The organism is Janthinobacterium sp. NFX145, assembly GCF_049810325.1.
Taxonomy (GTDB): Bacteria; Pseudomonadota; Gammaproteobacteria; order Burkholderiales; family Burkholderiaceae_D; genus Janthinobacterium; species Janthinobacterium rivuli.
On record NZ_CP187360.1, the window covers coordinates 597,922 to 618,652 of the forward strand.

General features: G+C 64.6%; 17 protein-coding genes. 10 read left to right on the plus strand and 7 right to left on the minus strand.

Features of this window, described 5'->3' with window-relative positions; genetic code table 11:
- Positions 1-81: 81 nt before the first annotated feature.
- Complete coding sequence (locus tag ACPJXG_RS02635) at positions 82-987, plus strand: LysR family transcriptional regulator (RefSeq protein WP_425253319.1); 906 nt, start codon at positions 82-84, stop codon at positions 985-987.
- 89 nt (positions 988-1,076) lie between these two features.
- Positions 1,077-1,478 carry a DUF2809 domain-containing protein gene (locus ACPJXG_RS02640; RefSeq protein WP_425253320.1) on the plus strand — a complete coding sequence of 134 codons (402 nt, stop codon included), beginning with the start codon at positions 1,077-1,079 and terminating at the stop codon, positions 1,476-1,478.
- Between the two features lie 6 nt (positions 1,479-1,484).
- Here ACPJXG_RS02640 and ACPJXG_RS02645 read toward each other — a convergent pair whose 3' ends face one another.
- The 3 genes from ACPJXG_RS02645 to ACPJXG_RS02655 all read right to left on the minus strand — a co-directional run bounded on the left by ACPJXG_RS02645 (position 1,485) and on the right by ACPJXG_RS02655 (position 5,452).
- Positions 1,485-4,304 (minus strand): M16 family metallopeptidase, encoded by a 2,820-nt coding sequence (locus ACPJXG_RS02645; RefSeq protein ID WP_425253321.1) that lies wholly within the window; start codon positions 4,302-4,304, stop codon positions 1,485-1,487.
- 77 nt (positions 4,305-4,381) lie between these two features.
- Positions 4,382-4,723: a hypothetical protein gene (locus ACPJXG_RS02650; protein WP_199534209.1), complete on the minus strand. Its 342-nt coding sequence runs from the start codon at positions 4,721-4,723 to the stop codon at positions 4,382-4,384.
- Positions 4,724-5,452 carry a hypothetical protein gene (locus ACPJXG_RS02655; RefSeq protein WP_034746168.1) on the minus strand — a complete coding sequence of 243 codons (729 nt, stop codon included), beginning with the start codon at positions 5,450-5,452 and terminating at the stop codon, positions 4,724-4,726.
- A gap of 191 nt (positions 5,453-5,643) precedes the next feature.
- On the opposite strand from ACPJXG_RS02655, the gene ACPJXG_RS02660 reads away from it, so the two are divergent.
- Positions 5,644-7,416 (plus strand): GGDEF domain-containing protein, encoded by a 1,773-nt coding sequence (locus ACPJXG_RS02660; protein WP_369681709.1) that lies wholly within the window; start codon positions 5,644-5,646, stop codon positions 7,414-7,416.
- Here the strand turns inward: ACPJXG_RS02660 and ACPJXG_RS02665 are convergent.
- Positions 7,406-7,888 carry a CinA family protein gene (locus ACPJXG_RS02665; protein ID WP_402719564.1) on the minus strand — a complete coding sequence of 161 codons (483 nt, stop codon included), beginning with the start codon at positions 7,886-7,888 and terminating at the stop codon, positions 7,406-7,408. The two genes, ACPJXG_RS02660 and ACPJXG_RS02665, sit on opposite strands and share 11 nt — an antisense overlap.
- A gap of 317 nt (positions 7,889-8,205) precedes the next feature.
- On the opposite strand from ACPJXG_RS02665, the gene ACPJXG_RS02670 reads away from it, so the two are divergent.
- Genes ACPJXG_RS02670 through ACPJXG_RS02680 form a run of 3 tightly spaced genes read left to right on the plus strand, consistent with a single transcriptional unit; the run spans position 8,206 to position 13,343 of the window.
- A complete protein-coding gene (locus tag ACPJXG_RS02670; RefSeq protein ID WP_035822448.1) occupies positions 8,206-8,727 on the plus strand; it encodes a YfiR family protein in 522 nt (173 codons plus the stop codon).
- A complete protein-coding gene (locus ACPJXG_RS02675) occupies positions 8,728-10,758 on the plus strand; it encodes an ATP-binding protein (protein ID WP_099401719.1) in 2,031 nt (676 codons plus the stop codon). It begins immediately after the preceding gene.
- Positions 10,755-13,343, plus strand: a complete 2,589-nt coding sequence (locus tag ACPJXG_RS02680; RefSeq protein WP_425253323.1) for an EAL domain-containing protein — start codon at positions 10,755-10,757, stop codon at positions 13,341-13,343. Before ACPJXG_RS02675 ends, ACPJXG_RS02680 begins: the two co-directional genes overlap by 4 nt.
- 1 nt (position 13,344) lies before the next feature.
- On the opposite strand, the gene thiL is transcribed toward ACPJXG_RS02680, so the two are convergent.
- Positions 13,345-14,325, minus strand: a complete 981-nt coding sequence (thiL, locus tag ACPJXG_RS02685; protein ID WP_425253324.1) for a thiamine-phosphate kinase — start codon at positions 14,323-14,325, stop codon at positions 13,345-13,347.
- Positions 14,326-14,414: 89 nt separating this feature from the next.
- Here thiL and ACPJXG_RS02690 point away from each other — a divergent pair, with 89 nt between their 5' ends.
- Positions 14,415-15,023, plus strand: a complete 609-nt coding sequence (locus ACPJXG_RS02690) for a hypothetical protein (protein ID WP_425253325.1) — start codon at positions 14,415-14,417, stop codon at positions 15,021-15,023.
- Here ACPJXG_RS02690 and ACPJXG_RS02695 read toward each other — a convergent pair.
- The gene (locus ACPJXG_RS02695) at positions 15,020-15,541 is read right to left on the minus strand and encodes a MarR family winged helix-turn-helix transcriptional regulator (RefSeq protein ID WP_425253326.1); all 522 of its coding nucleotides are present in this window, start codon (positions 15,539-15,541) and stop codon (positions 15,020-15,022) included. The two genes, ACPJXG_RS02690 and ACPJXG_RS02695, sit on opposite strands and share 4 nt — an antisense overlap.
- 120 nt (positions 15,542-15,661) lie before the next feature.
- Here ACPJXG_RS02695 and ACPJXG_RS02700 point away from each other — a divergent pair, with 120 nt between their 5' ends.
- From ACPJXG_RS02700 to ACPJXG_RS02710, 3 genes are all read left to right on the plus strand, one after another.
- A complete protein-coding gene (locus ACPJXG_RS02700; protein ID WP_425253327.1) occupies positions 15,662-16,864 on the plus strand; it encodes an MFS transporter in 1,203 nt (400 codons plus the stop codon).
- Positions 16,865-16,897: 33 nt separating this feature from the next.
- Positions 16,898-17,254: a hypothetical protein gene (locus ACPJXG_RS02705; protein ID WP_217916710.1), complete on the plus strand. Its 357-nt coding sequence runs from the start codon at positions 16,898-16,900 to the stop codon at positions 17,252-17,254.
- Between the two features lie 198 nt (positions 17,255-17,452).
- Positions 17,453-19,771: an NADP-dependent malic enzyme gene (locus ACPJXG_RS02710; protein WP_035822433.1), complete on the plus strand. Its 2,319-nt coding sequence runs from the start codon at positions 17,453-17,455 to the stop codon at positions 19,769-19,771.
- Between the two features lie 51 nt (positions 19,772-19,822).
- Here the strand turns inward: ACPJXG_RS02710 and ACPJXG_RS02715 are convergent, their stop codons facing one another.
- A complete protein-coding gene (locus tag ACPJXG_RS02715; RefSeq protein ID WP_425253328.1) occupies positions 19,823-20,689 on the minus strand; it encodes a hypothetical protein in 867 nt (288 codons plus the stop codon).
- Positions 20,690-20,731: the final 42 nt, after the last annotated feature.

Here is a 20,731-nt window from a genome sequence, read left to right on the forward strand (position 1 = left end):
GGGGAATGTGGGCATGATGAAAGCAAAGCCATTTATGCACTAGACTATCTCATCGAAGAACATTTATGAGTTGAATTCACAATGGCCAGACTGGAAGTGAACCGCTCCGGCGAGCTGGAAGTGTTTGTGCGCGTGGTCGAGCTGGGCGGCTTTTCCGCCGCCGCGCGCACCTGCGGCATGACGCCATCGGCCGTCAGCAAGCTCGTTGCGCGGCTGGAAGAGCGCCTGGGCGCGCGATTGCTGAACCGTTCCACGCGCCAGCTGCAGCTGACGGCCGAAGGCTGCGGCCTGTACGAACGGGGGCGTCACGTGCTGGCGGCGCTGGACGAGGCCGAGCGCTGCGCCGGCGTGCAGGATGTGCCGCGCGGCAAAATACGGGTCAATGCGAACGTGCCGTTCGGCCAGCATTTTTTGTTGCCGCTGGCGCCGTTGTTTCTCGAACGCTGTCCCGAGGTGACGCTCGACATCGTGCTCACGGATGAAGTCGTCGATATCCTCGAGCAGCGCACGGACGTGGCCGTGCGGGCGGGGCCATTGAAAAGTTCCAGCCTGCTGGCGCGCAAGCTGGGCCAGACGCGCATGGTGATCGTGGCCGCGCCCGCCTACCTGGCGCGGCGCGGCACGCCGCAGGCAGCGGCCGAGCTGGCGTCGCACAACTTGCTTGATGCCAATTACGCGCGCGCCCGCTCGGGCTGGCCGCTGCGCCTGCCTGACGGCGACGTCGTCGTGCCTGTCGTCGGCAATGCCCAGGCCAGCGATGGCGAAGCCTTGCGGCAACTGGCGCTGGCGGGACTGGGGCTGGCGCGCCTGGCCGCCTTCCAGGTGCGCGCCGATATCGCGGCCGGCCGTTTGCAGGCCGTGCTGGAAGCATTCAATCCGGGTGACAGCGAGGAAGTGCATGCCGTCTTCGTGGGCCAAGGCGGGCATGTGCCGTTGCGCGTGCGCGTCTTTCTCGATTTCCTGGCGCAGAACGTCAAGTTGAACTGATGCATTAGGCTACAGGCGGACACGGCCGCGCAGTACAATATCGGACGGGCCGCAATGGTTCGGCCCGTATTGTGCCTTTGAATGGAAATATGTTCCTGGTAAAACCTGAACGCCGCCGCCTGCTGCAGGTGGGCGCAACCGTGGCTGTCATCGCGCTGGGCCTGGCCTCGCGCGCCTATCCCCAATTCGTCCCCGCCGCGCTCGGCAAGTATCCGGGCGACGCCCTGTGGGCCATGATGATCGTCTTTGCGCTGGGCATCATCGCCACGCGCATGCGCACGTGGCAGCTGGCCTTGTGGTCCCTGCTGATCTGCTTTGCCGTCGAATTTGGCCAGCTGGTCCAGGCGCCGTGGATCGTCGCGTTGCGCGCGCATCCGCTGGGACACCTGGTGCTGGGTACCGCCTTCGGCTGGGTCGACTTGATCGCCTACACGGCCGGCGTGGCGATCGCGGCGCTGGTGGATAAAGCGGCGCTGTTCAAGCGCCGCTAATCCTGATCACTTCACGTTGCCTTCAGCATCGCGCAATTCCACCGGCGCCAGTTTCAGCTTGCTCAATTGCGGGGCGATCTTCGCCTTGTCGCCCACGCCGATAACGATCAGCTTTTCCGGCTGCAGGTATTTTTTCGCCACCTGCTGCACTTGCTTGTCCGTCACGCTGGCAAAGCGCTGCGGCAAGGTCGTGTAATAGTCGAGGCCCAGGCCATAGATATACGCGTTCGCCATGCTGGCGCTGATGCTGGCGTTTGTGTCGAACTGGCCCGGCAAGGACAGCACTTGCGAGTTGCGCGCATTCGCCAGTTCCTTGCCGCTCAATGGCTTGGCGATCATGGCGCGCAGTTCCCTGACGGTTTCCGACACGGCCGGGCCCGTCACGTCGGTGCGCACGCTGGCGGCAATCGAGAATGGTCCAGGCTGGTTGCGGTACTGGAATTGCGAGCGTACGCCATACGTATACCCCTTTTCTTCACGCAAGTTGGTGTTCAGGCGGCTGGTAAACAAGCCGCCCAGCGCCGCATTCATCACTTGCAGCGGCGCGTAGTCGGGCGTGGCGCGCGGCACGGCGATAGCGGACAGGCGCACGGCCGTTTGCGGCGCGCCCGGCTTGTCGACCAAAATCAACTTTGCCTTCGTCGTTTGCGGCGCGGCGGCCACGGCCGGCGCCACCGTGCCTGGCTTCCAGCTGCCGAACTTCGCTTCAGCCAGCGTCTTCAATTCCGCTTCGCCGATGTCGCCCGAGACGATCAGGGCCGCATTGTTGGGCAGATAATGCTGCTGCCAGAAACCTTGCAGGTCTGCGCGGCTGGCCGCTTTCAACGCCGCTTCCGTGCCCAGCTGGATGTAGCCATACGGGTGCTGCGGGCCATACAGGGCCGCCGCTTCCACCCGGGCCGCGACAAAGCCCGCGTTTTCACGCTGCTGCGCCAGCTGTCCGATGCGGCTGGCGCGCTGGCGCTCGACTTCTTCTTGCGGGAATTGCGGGTGCAGCACCACGTCGGCCAGCACGTCGAGCGCTTGCGGGAAGGTGGCTTTGAGCGACGTCAGCTGGGCGAACGAGGCATCCGTGCCGGAGCCGGTGCTCAGCAGGGCGCCCAGCTGCGCCACATCGTCGGCGATCTGCGGCGCCGTGCGCGTGGCCGTGCCTTCCTGCAGCAATTGCGCCGTAAAGCTCGACAAGCCCGGCTGCGCCAGCGGATTGGCGCCCGAGCCGCTCTTGATCACCAGCTGGCTGGACACGAGCGGCACGGCACCGTTGTAGTGGTGGATCACGGTCAGGCCGTTCGCCAGGGTGAACGATTTTCCTTGCGGTAAAACAATCTTCGGTGCGGGACCGGCCTTCGGCACGGCATTGCGCCATGGCTCGTCCGCATTGATGGCCGTGCCTGGCGCAGGCTTGACCTTGCCCAGCGCCGGTGTCGGCACTTCCGCGCCCAGGTCCGGCGTACCGGGCACGCCGTAGACGACCACGCGCGACTGGTTTTTCAGGTACTGGTCGACGGCGCGCTGCACGCCGGCCGCCGTCACCTGGCGGTAGCGCTCGATATCCTTGGCCAGGTAGCCGGGGTCGCCCAGGTATTGGTTGTATTCGTTGAGCAAGTTGGCCACGCCGCGCCCGCCCATTTTTTCCACCTGGCTCAGCATGTTGGTCTCGATGCTGTTGCGTGCACGCTCCAGTTCCTTCTCGGTGGGACCCTTGGCGCGCAATTGCTCCAGCTCCGCCTGCAGGGCTTGCTCGATTTCCTCGGGCTTGCGGCCCGGGCGCGCCGTCGCGTCGATGGTGAAGATGGAGGTGAGGGCGTTCGAGCCCTGGCTGGCGCCCACGTCCTGGGCGATCTGCTTGTCGTACACCAGGGACTTATATAAACGGCTGGACTTGCCGCCGGCCAGGATGTGCGCGGCCATCGACAGTTCCGCGTCATCCCTGGTGTAGGCGGACGGCGTCAGCCAGGCCATGAAGACGCGCGGCAATTCGACCCGGTCCTGCACCACGATGCGGCGTTCCTGCGTGATGGGCGGCGTCACGACATCGGGTTTCGGCACGGCCGGGCCGCTCTTGAAGCTGCCAAAATACTTGTTGACCAGTTCCTTGGTCTTCGCCTTGTCGATATCGCCGGCGATCACGAGGCTGGCGTTGTTGGGGCCATAGTATTTGCTGAAGAATTCCTTGATGTCGGCCAGTTTCGCGTTCTGGATATCCGCGTGCGAACCGATGACGCTGGCGTAATACGGGTGGGTCTTGGGAAACAGCTGGTGGTATAGCGCTTCCTGCACGATGCCGTAGGGCGCATTTTCCACGCTCTGGCGGCGTTCGTTGCGCACCACGTCCTGCTGGTTCGTCAGCGCCGTCTGGTCGAGCACGTCCAGCAGGTAGCCCATGCGGTCGGAATGCGTCCACAGGGCCAGTTCCAGCTGGTTCGACGGTACCGTGTCGAAATAATTGGTGCGGTCGAAATCCGTGCTGCCGTTCGAATCGGTGGCGCCCGCGCCTTCGAGCAACTGGTCGGCCATGCCGCGCGGCACGTGCTTGGTGGCGGCAAACATCATGTGCTCGAACAAATGCGCAAAGCCCGTCAGGCCCGGCGCTTCATTCGCGGGACCCACGTGGTACCAGATATTGACGGCCGTGACGGGCAATTTATGGTCTTCCACGAGAATCACGTCGAGGCCGTTCGGCAAGGTGTATTTTTCGTAGGCGATATGCGGCACGGACGTCGCGCCCGTCGCGACTGCCGCATCGGCGGCGTGGCTCAGGCTCAAGGGGGCGCCGTACAGCGACAGCAGCAGGGCGGGGAGGGCCAGCAGTTTGATCGGTTTCATGCATGCTTCCAGGGTAGGTGGAGAAGACGCCGCGGCTCGCTCGTGGCTGGCGCAGCGCGACGATACTACGGTCGGTGCTACAGTTTATACAGCAGGGCCGCGCCGCCCAGCACCAGCAGCGCGCAGGCGACAGAGACGATGGCCGCGGCGCCCAGCAAGCGCCATTCGCGCGGAGAAAACCAAGGGGTGGACAGGGGCGCTTCCGGCGCAGGCTGGGGCATGGCCGCAGGCAAGCCGCCCGCCGCGCGCGCCTGGGCCGCCAGCGCCTGCGTGGCAGCATCGAGCACGGCCAGCTGGCGCTCGACGGTTTCCGCCAGCACGGCTTCGTTCAGCGCCACGAGGGCGAATATCGGGTCATCGACATCGATCTTGATGCCCGTCTTGTCGAACACGTGGCTGCGCAGTTTGTGCTGGTCCATCTACCACTGCACCTTGTCGAGCTGTTCGAAGATGTCGCGGTAGACGACCTTGATGCGCTGCTTTTCCATGATGTTGAACTTGTCGTTCTGCAGCACTTCCTGCATCGTCAGGCGCGCCGTGTTCATTTTCTTGACGTCGGCGCCGAAGGTGTCGGGATTGCGCTGGCTCAAGGTGATGCTGCCTTTCACGCGCGCACGGTTGTCGCTGTACGACTGCGATTCGACGAATTGCTTGCCGGACGCCGATTGCAGCAGGCCGAAGTGTTCGTTTTGCCACAGCACCAGCGGCACCTTCGTTGACTGGGCCGTGGCGACAAAGCCCGTGGCCGTGTCGTGCAGGGTGTCGCCGCCGCCGACGATGGTGTGGATGTACACCTTGCGGCCCGATTCTTCCAGCAGCGAGAAACAGTCGTTTTCCAGCAGGTAGCCCATCAGCGGCGAAAAGGTGTTGGCGCCATTGTCGATCACGCAGTTGCCGTCCGTGTCGAGAATGTCGATCATCAGCGCGTCGAAGCGTTTCGGGTCGATGTTGCGCGCATCCGTCATCACGGGCACATGCTTGACGTTCATCGCCTTGTAGCGCGAAAAAGTCGCGTTTTCCTGGTCGGTGTCATAGCAGCGCAAAGGCGTATCGTCCTTGCCGCCTATCCACTGGGCCAGCAGGGTAGAGACGAGGGTCTTGCCGATGCCGCCCTTGCCCTGCAGGATGAAATGTACCGTGTTTTGCATTGCGACTACTCCAAGTTGTTGCGTCAGTGACAATCAAAGATCCGTGACAGCGGCGACTGGCATTTTTACCACAATCCTTTGCAAATATGCCATGCGGAACAGCGAATCTGGTTATGATGTTAATCAGGATACCATTGATACAGAGCAAGTTTTGTGTGAAAAATGCACCCCAGAGTGTGAACGAGGACGCAGTGCCGATCTCCAGTCTCGATAAAGCCGACATTGACCGTCTGAATCAGCAAGCCCTGGCTTGCCTGGTCGGCAACCGCCGCCAGGCGCGCCGGCTGGCGCAGATGGCGCTGGCGGCGGCGCAACGGCAACAGTATGCGCGCGGCGGCGCGTATGCGGAACTCAATCATTGCTGGCTCGCGTACTACGCGGGCGAGGCCGAGCCGTCGTGCGAGCGTCTGGGCGCGTATTTCCAGCACAGCGGCGACCTGGAAGGGGGCATGGAAGTGGCCGCCCTGCAGGGCGCATATGCGAGCCGGCGCGGCGATTTTGCCGATGCCGAGCAGCATTTCCTGCAGGCGCGCAGTCAGGCCGCGCAGATCCCCGATTCCTTGCACAAGTTCATGCTGTACGCGCGCCTGGGCGTCGATGCCCTGAACCGTGGCGATACGCAGGACGGCCCGCGCAATTTCCTGCTGGCGCTCGACATCGCCGAACGCTTCGGCAGCCCCGCGCACCGGGTCAACAGCCTGTCGAACCTGGCGTCGTCGCAGCATGACCTGGGCAACGATGAAGATGCGATCCCCTTGCTGGTCGAGGCGCTCGAGATCATCGGCACGCAAAAGCTCAAATACCAGCAAACCATCGTCTCGGCCAACTTGGCCATGTGTTTATTGGCCACCGGCAAGCCGGCCGAGGCGCTGGCGCTGGTGGAGCCGTTTTACGAGTGGCCGGAAGAAGACCTGGCCGTGCGCGCCTTTCTGTTCTGCATCGCCGCCCATGCGGCCATCCTGCTGCGCCAGCCCGACAGCGCCCTGCAATTGCTGTTGCGGGCCGAAGAATATGCGCGCCGCGGCCAGGACCTGGAAGAGCAGATGCATGCGTGGCTGGTGCGCGGCAAGCTGGACTTGCACGCGGGCCAGACGGCGCAGGCGCTGGCCTCGCTGACGCAGGCGCACAGCCTGCTGAGCTGGACGCGCAATCCGTTTCACCAGCAGCAGATTTTGCGCGGCTTGGCCGACATCAACGCCCAGCTGGGTGAATGGCAGGTCGCGTATGGCTATTTGCAGCAATACCAGGCCGCCTACGAGGCCAGCAGCAAATCGGCGCGCGCCTCGCGCAGCCTGATGCGCAACCTGGAAAAGGAAATGCACAGCCTGAAGGCCGAGCGCGACAAGGCGCTGGAGCTGCAGGCGGCGCGCGAGACGGAAAACGCCAAGCTCGAGCACCTGAACCGCGAACTGGCGCACCAGATCCTGCACGTCAATTCCCTGCAGGACAGCCTGAAGGAACAGGCCATGCGCGACCACCTGACGGGCCTGTACAACCGCCGCCATTTTGAAACGTGCCTCAATGCCATCCTGCACGAGGCCGATGCGGATGCACCCGTGGCCATCGCCATCATCGACCTCGATTTTTTCAAGCGCGTCAACGACACCTATGGACACAACTTCGGCGATGAAGTGCTGATCCAGTTCGCGCGCCTGGTGGAAGGCCAGTTGCGCGGCAGCGACATGGTGTGCCGTTATGGCGGCGAGGAATTCTGCCTGCTGTTGCGCGAAGCCGACAGCCTGATCGCCGCGCACAAGATCGACGATATCGCCGCGCGCTACCGCCAGCTGCTGATCCAGCAGGCGCCGCACAGCTTGACGGGCTGTACCTTTTCGGCCGGCATCGCCGAATATCCGCGCCACGGCGCCGGCCGCCACGAATTGCTGATGCGCGCCGACAGCGCCCTGTACGCGGCCAAGCAGGCGGGCCGCGACCGCGCCTGCATCGCCGACGCTACTGGATAAAGCGCAGCAGTTCGCGCAGCGCGTGCGCCACGGCCTGCTCGCGCACGGCTTGCCTGTCGCCGGCGAATACCAGCCGTTGCGTCAGCACGCGCCCGTCCATGGCCCAGCCGAAACAGACGGTGCCGACGGGTTTGCCCGGCACGCCGCCCGTGGGGCCGGCGATGCCCGTGGTCGAGACGGCCACCTGAGCTTCGCTGTGGGCCAGGGTGCCTTGCGCCATGGCGGCGGCCACTTCCTCGCTGACGGCGCCGTGTGCGGCGATCAGTTCGGCAGGTACGCCCAGCATGCTGGTCTTGGCCCCGTTGGAATAGGTGACGAAGCCCCGTTCGAACCAGGCGCTCGAGCCTGAGACGTCTGTGACGGCCTGCGCCACGCCGCCGCCCGTGCACGATTCGGCCGTGGCCAGCAGCAGTCCCTTCGCCTGCAATGCCAGGCCGACGGCGGTGGAGAGGGGGACGAGTTCCTTGCTCATGGATGACTCCTGCATGCGGTGAAAATGGTGGCAAGACTGTAGCATGGTCAACGGTAAAAGAAACTTTCCCCGGTCACAGCGAAAATGCGTACACTCTTTTATACATTTGCTACCACTTCGGGCCGGCAGGCGGGCCGCCGCTGCGCTACCCGGGTGCGCATCGCTCGAACAGGCAAGCGGCATGGTGCCGCGCCTTCGGATTGCATTATCTTTACTCGGTTGTCATGGTAATTCTGAACTGGACCTGGTGGCGTCATCCTGGCCCCCTGCGCCGCCCCGCGCGCGGCCGCCGCCTCCCTCTTCGCTGGGGCTGGCTTTTGCTGCTTTTGGGCGTGCTGTGCGCCGATGCGCGGGCACAGGTGCCGGGGGAGCTGGAACGCCAGGTCAAGGCCGGGTATCTGTACAAGTTTGCCGGCTTTGTCGAATGGCCCGACGGCAGCTTTGCCCGGCCCGACTCTCCGCTGGTGATCGGCGTGGCGGGCGCCGATGCGCTGGCCGAGCAGCTCGAACAGAGCGTGGCCGGGCATAGCGTCAACGGCCGCGCCGTGCAAGTGAAAAAAGTGCGCCGCGGCGAAACGCTGGCCGGGCTGCACGTGCTGTACCTGGGCGCGCTGGAGAAAACGGCGTTGCAGGAAATGCTGGCCGCCAGCCGTGGCCTGGCGTTGCTGACGGTATCCGATTCGGATGAGGTCTACGCGATGGGCAGCATGATCAATTTTGTGATGGCCGAAGACAAGGTCCGCTTCGACGTGGCCTTGAAACCCGTGGCGCAGGCGCATATCCGCATCAGCGCGCGCATGCTGCTGGCCGCCTACCGCGTGCAGACGGGAGGCGCCTAGATGATCAGACTGCGTTCCATCCGCCACAAGCTGATGTCGGTGGTCTTGCTGACCACCCTGGTGGCGCTCGTCATTTCGCTGGGCACCATCGTCGTCTATGACTTGCGCGCCTACCACCGCAATCTGGTGGCCGACATCAGTACCCAGGCCGAGCTGCTGGGGCACATGAGCTCGGCCGCGCTGGCCTTCGACGACGAGCGCCTGGCGCTGGAAAACCTCAACCTGATGCGCATCCGTCCGCGCGTGACGGCCGGTGCCCTGTACAAGGCCGACGGCAGTCTGTTTGCCAGCTACCGCGCGCATCAGCACGTGGGCGAGCTGCCGTCGATGGCGGGCAAGGAAGGCGTCAGCATCGCGGGCAAATCCGTCGAATTGTTCAAGCCCATCGTCGACAATGGCGAACTGCTGGGCACCGTGTATCTGCGCGCCGATTACGAACTGGCCGGCCGCACGGCCGATTACCTGGCCATCGCGCTGAGCGTGACGGTGCTGGCGCTGCTGGTGGCCTTGCTGCTGCTGCGCCGCCTCGATTTCGTCATCACGCAGCCGATCCTCGACATCGCCGACGTGGCGCGTGAAGTGATCGAGACGGGCGACTATTCGCGCCGCGCGCGCAAGCTCAGCGTCGACGAAGTGGCGCAGCTGGTCGATTCCTTCAACAAGATGCTGGCCGAGATCGAGCTGCGCACGCAGGCGCTGGAGCGCTCGAACGGCGAGCTGGCGAGCGAAGGCGAACAGCGCACCGAGGCGCAGCAGGAAGTCATGCGCCTGAACCAGGAACTGGAAGTGCGCGTGCACGAGCGCACGATGCAGCTGGAAATGACGAATGGCGAACTGGCCATGGCGATGGAAGAGGCGCGCAGCGCCAACTATGCCAAGTCGGCGTTCCTGTCGTCGATGAGCCACGAATTGCGCACGCCGCTCAACGCCATCCTGGGCTTCGCGCAAATCCTCAGTTCCGACCGTCTGCCGTCGACCCTCGAGCAAAAGAAGGAGTTCGCCGGGCATATCCTGAAATCGGGACGCCATTTGCTCACCCTGATCAATGAAATCCTCGATCTGGCGAAGGTGGAATCGGGCACGGTCAGCCTGTCGCTCGAACCCGTGGGCCTGGACGCCATCTTGCAGGAATGCCGCGACATGATCGCGCCGCTGGCCAGCCAGCGCGGCATCGGCATGGCCTTCCCCGACGCCTGCCCCCTGAACGTGCTGGCCGACCGCACGCGCCTCAAGCAAATCCTGCTGAACCTGCTGTCGAATGCGCTCAAGTACAACCGCGAGCGGGGGCAGGTGGCCATCGATTGCGCGCCGCAGGCGGGCGGGCGGGTGCGCATCAGCGTGCGCGACACGGGCGTGGGCCTCGACGGCGAACAGGTGGCGCTGCTGTTCCAGCCTTTCAACCGGCTGGGGCAGGAAGGCGGCACGGAAGAAGGCAGCGGCATCGGCCTGGTGGTCACCAAGCGCCTGGTCGAGCTGATGGATGGCAGCATCGGCGTGACCAGCGTGCCCGGCGAGGGCAGCACCTTCTGGATCGAGCTGCGCGTGGTCGACGCCTTGCCCGCACCCGACACGCTGGCCTTGCCGCGGCCGGACCTGGCCGGCGCGCTGCTCGAGCACAGCGCGCCCGTGACCTTGCTGTACGTGGAAGACAACCCCGCCAACCTGACCCTGGTCGAGGAAATCGTGCGCTACTGCCCGCAATTGCAGCTGCTGACGGCGACCGATGGCCGCCTGGGCGTGGAAATGGCACGCACGCACTTGCCGCAGCTGATCCTGATGGACATCAACCTGCCGAACGTGAACGGCACGGATGCGCTGAAACTGCTGCGCGCCGATCCGCGCACGGCGCATATCCCCGTCATCGCCCTGACGGCCAACGCCATGCCGGGCGACGTCGAGCGCAGCCTGGCGCTGGGCTTTTACCGCTACCTGACCAAGCCGATCAACCTCGATGAATTTACCGAGGCGATCAACAGCACCCTGGCCTATGTGGCGCAGCAGCGCCGGCAGAAGGGAACCGGCGCGCCATGATCAGCCAGGCCGATATCTATGCGGCGAAAATTCTCATCGTCGACGACCAGGAAGTCAATCTGCGCCTGCTCGAGCATTTACTGCACAGCGGCGGCTACACGGCCATCACCAGCACCCTCGACGCGCACGCTGTGGCCGGCCTGCACCAGCGCCACCAGTTCGACCTGATCATCCTCGACCTGGTGATGCCGGGCATGAGCGGCTACGAGGTGATGGATACCTTGCGCCCGCTGGAGCTGGAAGGCTATTTGCCCGTGCTGGTGATCGCCGCCGACCCGGACGCCAAGCTGGCGGCGCTGGAAGCGGGCGCGCGCGACTTCATCAGTAAACCGTTCGATGCGCTCGAGGTGCTCACGCGCATCCGCAACATGCTCGAAGTGCGGCTGCTGCACCGCGCCGCGCGCCACTACAACACCCTGCTCGAACGCACGGTGGGCCAGCGCACGGCGGAACTGCAGCGTTTTCGTGGCGCCATGGACGCCACCACCGACGCCATCTTTCTCGTCGACGTGGTGGGCATGACCCTGGTCGACGTCAACGACGGCGCGTGCCGTTTGCTCGGCTATGCGCGCACCGAACTGCTGGCGCTGGCCCCTGGCACCCTGCTGCCGTCGCCGCCGGCCCCGCCGCTGGCCGCGATGCCCGGCGGCCCGGCCCATCTGGCCACGGAAGTGACGGAATGCGAACTGGTGCGGCGCGACCTGAGCCTGATCCCGGTGGAGCTGGGCTGGCACTGGTATGCGCAGGCGCCCGTGGGGGGAGGCTATCCGGGCGCTGGGGCCACGGGCGGCCTGCTGCTGATCGCCGTGGCGCGCGACATCAGCGAACGGCGCCAGGCGCAGGAGCGCCTCAAGCACCTGGCCCATTACGATGGCTTGACGGGGCTGCCGAACCGCAGCCTGTTTTACCAGACCCTGGCCCAGGCCGTGGAACTGGCGCAAGAGAAAAGCTGGCGCATCGTGGTGCTGTTCATCGCGCTCGACCGTTTTAAAAGCATCAACGACACCCTGGGCGCGGCGCTGGGCGACGAATTGCTGCGCCAGTTCAGCAACCGCCTGGTCGAATGCGTGCGCCTGCGTGACACGGTGGGGCGATTGGGCAATGACGAATTCGCGTTGATACTCACCATGAGCCGCAACCAGCAGGAAGCCGTGGCCGTGGCCAACCAGGTGCGCGAAGCCTTGAGGGCGCCGTTCGATTTGCGCGGCCATGCGGCCACCCTGACGGCCAGCATCGGCATCGCCATGTATCCGGACGACGCCACCGACCCGGAAACCCTGATCAAATACGCGAATACGGCCATGGGTGGCGCCAAGCAGGCGGGACGCGACGGCTACCGCTTTTTCACGGCCGGCATGAACGTGCAGGTGCTGGCGCGCCTGGACCTGGAACTGGCGCTGCGCCATGCGCTCGAACACGAGCAGTTCATCCTCTACTACCAGCCGAAGGCGGATTTGCGCACGGGCCGCATCAGCGGCGTCGAAGCGCTGCTGCGCTGGCGCCGTCCCGGCTACGGCCTGGTGGCGCCGGCCGAATTCGTGCCGGTGCTGGAAGACACGGGGCTGATCGTGCGCGTGGGCGCCTGGGTGATCCAGGCCGCCTGCCGCCAGATCGCCGAGTGGCGCGACAGCGAAGTGGGACCCGTGCACGTGGCCGTGAATGTGTCGAGCCGCCAGTTTGCCGAAGGCGACCTGGAAGGCGAGGTGACGCGCGCGCTGGCGCAGCACAATGTAGCGCCGGAATTGCTGGAGCTGGAACTGACGGAAACGGCGCTGATGTCGAACGCCGAGCGCACCATCGTCGTGCTGGGCAAGCTGAAAAAAATCGGCGTGAAGGTGGCCATCGACGATTTCGGCACCGGTTATTCGAGCCTCGCGTATCTGCAGCGTTTCCCCATCGACAAGCTGAAAATCGACATCGCTTTCGTGCGCAACATCACCAGCAATCCGAATGACGCGGCCATCGCGCTGGCCATCGTCAGCATGGCGCACAGCCTGAAACTGAGCGTCGTGGCCGAGGGCGTGGAATCGCGTCCGCAGCTCGAATACCTGCGGCGCAACCGCTGCGACGAAATCCAGGGTTTCTATTTCAGCCGCGCCCTGCCGGCGCTGGAACTGGGACAGATGATCGTCGCCGGCGCCGGCCTGCCGCCCGGCCACGACCCGGCCGCGCAACCGGCGCAAACGCTGCTCATCGTCGACGACGACGTCAACGTGCTGTCGTCATTGCACCGCCTGTTCCGTCCCGAGGGCTACCAGATCCTCACGGCCAGCACGCCGGCCGAAGGCTTTGAAATGCTGGCCCTGCACCGGGTGCACGTGATCGTCTGCGACCAGCGCATGCCGAGCATGAGCGGCACGGAATTTCTCAGTAAAGTAAAAGAGCTGTACCCGGAAACCATCCGCATCATCCTGTCCGGCTACACGGGTCTCGAAGCCGTGCTCGACTCGATCAACCGCGGCGCCATCTACCGCTTCTATACGAAGCCGTGGGACGACACCCAGCTGCGCGACAACATCCGCCTGGCCTTCCAGCACTACTGGATGGTGAACCAGCCAGGGTTGGCGCGCGTAGCGGTGCGTTAGCTCAATCGCTGAAGTGGTCGAAAGAACTCAAGGCCAGATCCAGCGGTTGCCCCTTTGCATCCACCAGCCGCAGGCCCGCATGCGCCTCGATGCTGCCCACGCGCGTGACTGGCGTGCCGCAGCTGGCCGCCAAGGCGGCGATGGCGTCGCGCGACGTGGCGGGCGCCGTAAAACACAGTTCATAATCGTCGCCGCCGGCGGCCGTGTAGCGGCGGCGCAGGGTGGTGTCTTGCCGCGCCAGCACGGGGCCGGCGGGCAGGGCGTCGACGTCGAGGGTGGCGCCCACCTGCGACGCTTTTAATATGTGGCCCAAATCTCCCACCAGGCCGTCCGAAATGTCGATGGCCGCATGCGCGAGGCCCGCTTCGGCCAGCGCGCAGCCGAGCGCCACGCGCGGCGTCGGCGTGTGCATGCGCGCGCCGGCAGTGGCCAGGTCCTCTGGCGCCAGTTCCTGTTCCATCCGATAGCCGGCCAGCGCCAGGCGCGCGTCGCCCAGGGTGCCGCTGACCCAGATATCGTCGCCCGCCACGGCCGCGCCGCGGCGCAGGGCCTGGCCCGGCGCCAGTTCACCGAACACGGTGATGCAGATATTCAAAGGGCCCTTGGTGGTGTCGCCGCCGATGAGTTCGCAATTAAACGCGTCGGCCAGCGCAAACAGGCCGTCGGCAAAGCCGGCCAGCCAGGTGCGCTCCGCCTGCGGCAGCGCCAGGGCCAACGTGAATGCCACGGGACGCGCGCCCATGGCGGCCAGGTCGGACAAATTCACGGCCAGGCTTTTGTGACCGAGCATGCGGGCGTCGGCGCCGGCAAAGAAGTGCCGGTCCTCGACCAGCATGTCCGACGAGATGGCGATCTGCTTGCCGGCGCCGGGCGTCATCAGCGCGCAATCGTCGCCGATGCCCAGGGTGGCGCGGCCGGGGCGCTGGCGCACGAAATAGTGTTTGATCAGGTCGAATTCGGAAAGCGCGTCGTGTGGGGCCATGGCGTAGTCTGTGCGTTGAGTGAGGGTGTGGCCCGGCTATTATAGGCTGGCCTACAATAGGCGCCTTTGCCACTGCCGATCCGCTTGCCATGCCCATCCTCGATATTCACTTCTTGCTGCAATCCTGGCTCGATCATGGCTGCTTGCGCGACCCGCAAGCCGTCGGCCTGAGCACTTTCGAGGCGCAGGAGCTGGTGGCGTACGGCTTCTATCCCGTCAGCGACGTCGACCAGCTGTGCCTGTACGAGGACGAGCGCCTGTTCCGTCGCGCCGGCCGGCCCGTGCACGCATTGTTCAAGGCGTTTCTGCAGCGCGGCCAGCTGGTCGCGAATGGCCTGGGCCTCGGTGATCAGGTGCACCTGGCCGGCTTCCTGCGCGCGGCGCGGCAGCCTTTGCCGGCGTTTCGCGTGCTGCTGGAACAAGGTGGCCGCAGCGGCGCCCTGCTGTTCGAGAATGGCCTGGTGCTGCAGTTTGCCGCCAACTTGCGCGGCAAGCCACGCCATTACTATCTGACCCTCGTCGAGGGCAACGTGGCCGACGCCCATGTTCCAGACCGCCGCGACAGCGATATCGACTTGCGCGCGGCCAGCGCGCGCCATGTGCAGGCCCTGTACGACAGCCGTGACCCTGCCGAACTGCAGCGCCTGGCCCGGCGCGGCAATGCGGCGCTGCGCGAGCTGGCGCACCTGCTTTCCTAAATTTTCTTCGCCTGCGCCATGCCGTGCAGCAGCTTGGCCAGCAACTGGTCGAGCTGGCGCTGCTCGTCGGCGCTGAGCGCCGACAGCATGGCGCGCTCGTTCTCCACGTGCAGCAGCACCAGCTTTTCAATCAACTCCAACCCCTTTTGCGTCAGGGCCACCAGCACGCCGCGCCGGTCCGTCGGGTGCTTCTGGCGTTCGATCAGGCCGGCCGCTTCCAGGCGGTCGATGCGGTTGGTCATGCCGCCCGAGGACAGCATGGCCGCTTCGTACAGGGCCGTCGGCGTCAGGCTGTAGGGCGTGCCCGAGCGGCGCAAGGTCGCCAGCACGTCGAATTCGCCCGGCTGCAAGCCGTGTTCGGCGAACAGCGGGTTGAGCCAGTCGCGCGCCATCAGCTGCGCCACCGTGCCCAGTTGGCCCACCAGCTGCATGGCGCGCGTATCCATCTGCGGCAGCTCGCGCTGCCATTGTGCGGCGGCAAATTGCGCGCGCGTGTGTTCTTGCGGGGTGTCTGTCATGGGGATCCATTTATCTTGACCTCAAGATAGATTTCTATCTTCGTGTTAAGATACTTTTCATCGAGTCATATTTGATGACGCATTAAACCATGTGCCTCCCAGCGAGGCAAGGACTATCCCATGCCTTCCACACGCCCTGCCGCTTCCCCTTCTTCAACGTCTTCGGCCCTGCTGGTGGCCGCCATCATCTTGCTGGGGCTGAACCTGCGGCCCATCCTGGCCGCCATCGGCCCCTTGCTCGACAGCATCCAGGCCAGCACGGGCCTCAGCAATGCCGACGCGGGCTTGCTGACCACGGTGCCCGTGTTCGCCATGGGCGTGTGCGCGCTGGCGGGCGCGCAGTTGCAGCGCCGGCTCGGCGTGGCGCGCGGCATCGGTATCGGCATCGCCATTATCGCCGCCGCCTGCGCGTTGCGCTGGCCCTTGCATGGCAGTGGCGGCCTGATCGCCACGGCGGCCCTGGGCGGCCTGGGCATCGCGCTGGTGCAGGCGCTGCTGCCGGCCTTCATCAAGCGCCATTTTCCCGAGCGGGCCGGCCAGCTGATGGGCTTTTATACGACGGGCATCATGGGCGGCGCGGCCATTGCCGCCGCGTCCGCTTCGCCCTTGGCCCAATCGCTAGGTTGGCAGGCGCTGCTGGCCCTGTGGGCGCTGCCCGCCGTGGCCGCCGCGCTGCTGTGGCGCCGCGCATCGGCCGCGCGCGTGGAGGTGTCCGGCGGCGCGGGCGCCAGCCTGCCCGTGGGCAGTGGCCGCGCCTGGCTGCTGATGGTATTTTTCGGCATCGGCACGGGCGCCTACACGCTGGTGCTGGCCTGGCTGCCGCCGTTTTATACGGAACTGGGCTGGAGCGCGGCCGACAGCGGCTTGCTGCTCGGCGCCTTGACCCTGGTGGAAGTACTGGCGGGACTGGTGATTTCCAGCGTCATCCACCGCTTCCCCGACCGCCGCATCCTGTTATTGTCCGTATTGTTGTCCGTGCTGGCCGGCCTGGCTTGCCTGATCGTGGCGCCCGCGCAACTGGCGCTGCCCGCCGTGATATTGCTGGGCTGCGGCATCGGTTCGCTGTTCCCCCTGTCGCTGATCGTCAGCATGGACCATGTGCGGGACCCGGTCGGCGCCGGCGCGCTGCTCGGTTTTGTGCAGGGGGGCGGCTACATCATCGCCAGCAGCATGCCGTTCATTGCCGGCCTGATCCGCCAGCATTCGTCCAGCCTGGCCCAGGCGTGGATGGTGATGGCGGGCGGCGTGGTGCTGTTGCTGCTGATCGCCGTGCGCTTCGCGCCCGGTGCGCGGTTGGCGTCACCAGCGGCAAAAATCGCGTAGGCTGTCGGCTTGTCCTTGATAGAAAGATCCGCCATGGCTGACCATCCCGCCACGCCACCATCCCTGCTGCCCGCCAACCGCCGCATCGTGCTGTCCGGCGAGGATGCGCTGCGCATCCTGCGCGAGATCGAATTCCTGTTGCAGTCGCTGCATCACATCGGCCGCCATTATTATCCCGACGGCGACGATGACGGCGCCGATGCAGAGCGGCGCGCGCGGTATTGCGCGGAAACGACGCGCTTCATCGATGCGCAGCAAGCGACGACGCGTCTGGCGCTGATGCGCAGCATTTTGTCCGCGCCCTTCGACGACACCCTGGGCGCGGACGACATGGACGATATCGAGCGCGCCGTCGCCGCGCTGCCGCTGTGGCGTGCTCCCGGTCAGTGATCACAAAAACTAATTGAAATCTAAAATTTGATAGTTTTTCCTGTTCAGGACGTTTGCATCGCCGGACGGCCTTACAATGCTAGGTTATGCGTTTTCGTGATATCAGACTGTGGCTAGCGGAAAATACCTAGCTAATTGAAAGAATCGGTCTGATAAAATCCGGAACACCCGATCGACCAAACAGGAAGGCAGCACAGCATGGATTCGTCATCTGATAAAAAAGAAGAATTGCGTCAACAATTGCGCTTGGCCGCACTCGAGTATCACGAGTGCCCGCGCCCCGGCAAAATCAGCGTGACGCCGACCAAACAACTGACCAACCAGCGCGACCTGGCACTGGCCTACTCGCCAGGCGTGGCGGCACCGTGCGAAGAAATCGTCATCGATCCGGCGAATGCCTATAAATATACGGCGCGCGGCAACCTCGTGGCCGTCATCACCAACGGCACGGCCGTGCTGGGACTGGGCAACATCGGTCCGCTGGCCGCCAAGCCGGTGATGGAAGGCAAGGGCGTGCTGTTCAAGAAATTCGCCGGCATCGACGTCTTCGACATCGAGATCAACGAGATGGATCCCGATAAACTGGTCGACATCATCGCTTCGCTGGAACCGACCTTCGGCGGCGTGAACCTGGAAGACATCAAGGCGCCCGAGTGCTTCTACATCGAGCGCCAGCTGCGCGACCGCATGAAGATTCCCGTCTTCCATGACGACCAGCACGGCACCGCCATCATCGTTGGCGCGGCCATCCTGAACGGCCTGAAAGCCGTCGGCAAGAAAATCGAAGACTGCAAGCTGGTCGTGTCGGGCGCGGGCGCCGCGGCGCTGGCCTGCCTGGACCTGATCGTCGACCTGGGCTTCCCGCTCAAAAACATCTACGTCACCGACCTGGCCGGCGTCGTCTACAAGGGCCGCACGGAACTGATGGACCCGGACAAGGAACGCTTCGCGCAAGACACGCCGCTGCGCACCCTGGCCGAGATCATCCCGGACGCCGACATTTTCCTCGGCGTCTCCGCCGGCGGCGTGCTGAAACAGGACATGGTGCGCAAGATGGCGCCGAACCCCTTGATCCTGGCGCTGGCCAACCCGAATCCGGAAATCCTGCCGGAAGAAGTCAAGGCCGTGCGCAGCGACGCCATCATCGCCACGGGCCGTTCGGACTATCCGAACCAGGTCAACAACGTGCTGTGCTTCCCGTACATCTTCCGCGGCGCCCTCGATTGCGGCGCGACGACGATCACGCGCGAAATGGAAATCGCCGTGGTGCACGCGATCGCCGACCTGGCGCATGCCGAGCAGTCCGATATCGTGGCCACCACGTATGGCATCAGCAACCTGTCGTTCGGTCCTGAATACCTGATCCCGATGCCGTTCGATCCGCGCTTGCTGATCAAGATCGCGCCAGCCGTGGCCAAGGCGGCCGAGGATTCCGGCGTCGCCACGCGTCCGATCAAGGATTTGCAAGCGTACGCGGACAGCCTGCAGCAATTCGTCTACCGCAGCGGCACCTTCATGAAGCCGCTGTTCCTGATGGCCAAATCCACGCCGGCCGAACTCAAACGCATCGTCTACGCCGAAGGCGAAGAAGAGCGCGTGCTGCGCGCGGTGCAAGTGGTGGTCGATGAAAAACTGGCGCGTCCCATCCTGGTCGGCCGTCCGCCGGTGCTCGAAGCGCGCATCCAGAAGTTCGGCCTGCGCCTGAAGCAAGGCGTCGACTTCGACGTCATCAACCCGGACTTCGACGAGCGCTATCGCGATTACTGGAACACGTATTACGCGATGACGAGCCGCAAGGGCGTCACCGAGGAATACGCGAAGCTGGAAATGCGCCGCCGTCACACCCTGATCGGTTCGATGATGATCCACAAGGGCGACGCCGACGGCATGATCTGCGGCACCTTCGGCACCACCCAGCTGCACCTGAAATACATCGACCAGGTGCTGGGCAAGCGCGCCGGCAGCAACGTGTATGCCGCCATGAACGTCCTGATCATGCCGGAGCGTCAATTGGTGATGGTCGACACGCACGTCAATGAAAACCCGGACGCCGAGCAGCTGGCCGAGATCACCATCATGGCAGCCGAAGAGATGACCCGTTTCGGCCTGTCGCCGCGCGCGGCCCTGCTGTCGCACTCGAACTTCGGTTCCAGCGACAGCGCTTCGGCGCAAAAGATGCGCGCCGCCCTGGCCATCGTCAAGGAACGCGCGCCGGACCTGGAAATCGACGGCGAGATGCACGGCGATACGGCCCTCGACAGCAAGCTGCGTCAAAAACTGATGCCCAATTCGGCACTGAAGAACGACGCCAACCTGCTCGTCATGCCGAATATCGAGTCGGCCAACATCGCCTACAACCTGGTGAAAACGGCGGCCGGCAACGGCATCGCCGTGGGCCCGATCCTGCTCGGCTGCGCCAAACCCGTGCACATTCTGACGCCATCGGCCACCGTGCGCCGCATCGTCAACATGACGGCCCTGTGCGTCGTGGATGCCGTCGCCCAGCGTAAAGCCTAAGCCTTAGCAGCACATGAAAAGCCGCCCCGTCCGCAAGGAGGGGCGGCTTTTTTACATGGGTGGCACGGGCAGGGCCGTGGCCGGATGGCGGCGCAGGTAATAGTGGCGGTACAACATGATCTCGCCCCACACCAGCAGCAGCGCCGCCAGCGCGAACAGGCCCAGCGTGATCTTGAGCGAATTGAAATAGGCGCCGGCCTGGCGTTTGACGGCGTCGATGAAAATCATCGGCACTGATTTGTCGAGTTTGCTGAAGTCGGCCTGGCGCGCCACATCGGTGGTCAGGCGCACGGCCAGGTCGGTGCCCAGACTGGCCAGGTCGCCCGTCGCCTGGCCACGGAAACCGGCGCCCTTGAGCGCTTCGCCCAGCACAGTTGCCCTGGCGATCAGCTGTTCCTGCAGCACCTGCGTCAGCAGCACGCTGCCGCGGCGCAGGATGAATTCATTGATCCAGCGCGCCTTGCTGCGTTCCCAGTAACTGTCGGATGTAGGCCGGTAATACATGTCTTGCACGAAGGGTTCGATCAGGCTGCGCATGCTGATAGCCTGGCCCGGGGCGATCAGCCTGACCTGCTGTTCCAGGTAGACGCGCAGCGCCGGCATCTGCGCTTCGACCACCGGCTGCAGGTCGCGCTCAAGGGCCTGATTGACGACGCGGTGCACGCTGTGCACGGCGCCAAACCCGCCACCGAGGAGCGGCAGCGCGACGAGGATCAACACATAGCTGAGCTTGGCGGCCACATGCCAGGCGGGCGGACGGCGCACCAGCAGGCATTTTCTGGCCAGCTGGTAGCAGATGCCGAGCGCCAGCACAAAGCCGATCACGCCATACAGCAGCATCCACGGCAGGACCGTCCACAGCAGGTCGCTGCCGAACGGCGCCAGGGTGCTACTCCAATTGAGCAGTTGTTGCTTCATGTACATTGCCTTGAGGTAAGTAATAAGGCAATTATAGCTATT